The organism is bacterium endosymbiont of Bathymodiolus sp. 5 South (assembly GCF_900128535.1).
GTDB lineage: Bacteria > Pseudomonadota > Gammaproteobacteria > PS1 > Pseudothioglobaceae > Thiodubiliella.
Window position 1 is genome coordinate 1 of sequence record NZ_FQTR01000288.1, and the last position, 1,543, is coordinate 1,543.

Sequence of the window (1,543 nt, forward strand, 5' to 3'; positions counted from 1 at the left end):
TTTTTATCTTCATCATTTTTTCAAAAAGGAATAGCAATCTTATGTCAGAACAAACAATAGACCTTAAGAAAAGACGCTTCCTAACCAACGCAACAAGCGTGGTTGGTGCGGTTGGCGTCGGTTTTGTGGCGTGGCCGTTTTTATCAACATGGAATCCATCTGCCAGAGCAAAGGCCGCTGGTGCACCTATTGAAGTTGATATTAGCAAACTTGAAGAAGGGCAATTGGTTCGAGTACTTTGGCGCAAAAAACCAGTTTGGATTTTTAAACGCGACAAAACCACCATTTCAAATTTAAGCACATTAAACGATATATTAGTCGACCCAAACAGTCTAGAAGCCTCTCAGCAACCAGAGTACGCCAAAAACCCTTACCGTTCAATCAATCCTAACATTGCGGTGATTGTTGGTGTTTGCACCCACCTTGGTTGCTCACCAACTTACCGCCCTGAGCTCGGTGCCGCCGACCTTGGTGGTGACGCTTGGAAAGGTGGTTTTTATTGCCCATGTCATGGCTCTAAATTTGACTTGGCAGGTCGTGTCTATACCGGCGTTCCTGCGCCAATTAATTTAATGATCCCACCTTATCACTTTGTGTCAAACACCCTCATTCAAATTGGTGTCAGTCCAAAAGAACATGAAATAACACCTATTTTTAAATCTAACAAACTTACTTAATATTATGGATAATAATAAAAACTGGATTGATCAAAGATTTCCGCTAACCAAGGTTTGGAATGAACATTTAGCAGAATATTACACACCAAGAAACTTTAATTTTTGGTATTTCTTTGGCTCGTTGGCCATGTTGGTTTTAGTCATGCAAATCGTAACTGGCGTCTTTTTAACCATGCACTTTAAGCCTGATGAATTAAAAGCTTTTGCTTCGGTTGAATATATCATGCGTGATGTGAATTGGGGTTGGTTAATTCGCTATTTACATTCAACGGGTGCCTCAGCGTTCTTTATTGTTATTTATCTACATATGTATCGTGGCTTGCTTTACGGCTCGTACAAATCGCCACGAGAGTTGATTTGGATTCTCGGCATGGTGCTCTACATTGCACTCATGGCTGAGGCGTTTATGGGTTATGTGCTGCCATGGGGTCAAATGTCTTACTGGGGCGCACAAGTCATTATCTCGTTATTTGGCTCTGTGCCGCTTATTGGTCCTGACTTATTGATATGGATTTTAGGTGATTATGCGGTGGGCGACCCAGTACTCAATCGCTTCTTCTCGTTGCATGTTATTGCATTGCCACTTATCTTGGTAATACTGGTATTCCTACACATTGTAGCACTCCATACAGTTGGTTCAAACAACCCAGATGGTGTTGAAATTAAAAAGAATAAAGATAAAAATGGCATTCCAAAAGACGGTATTCCGTTTCACCCATACTACAGCGTTAAGGATATTGTCGGTGTGGTGGTATTCTTGATGATTTTCTCGGCAGTAGTATTCTTTGCACCAGCAATGAACGGTTACTTTTTAGAGCATGCTAACTTTATTGAAGCCAACCCACTAAAAACCCCCGAACATATTG

Annotated in this window: 2 protein-coding genes; both read left to right on the forward strand. The window is 41.2% G+C overall.

All coding sequences use genetic code 11. The annotated features are described in order from the left end of the window. Window positions 1–41 precede the first annotated feature (41 nt). A complete protein-coding gene (gene petA, locus BBROOKSOX_RS10875) occupies window positions 42–677 on the forward strand; it encodes a ubiquinol-cytochrome c reductase iron-sulfur subunit (protein WP_139661816.1) in 636 nt (211 codons plus the stop codon). A 4-nt stretch (window positions 678–681) separates the two neighbouring features. Continuing rightward, the coding region (locus BBROOKSOX_RS10880; protein WP_139661818.1) for a cytochrome b at window positions 682–1,543 on the forward strand (862 nt) is incomplete at its 3' end.

What these genes read in the sequence shown, in the direction of transcription:
- petA (WP_139661816.1), top strand. Translation starts at nt 42, where the DNA reads ATGTCAGAACAAACAATAGACCTTAAGAAAAGACGCTTCCTAACCAAC.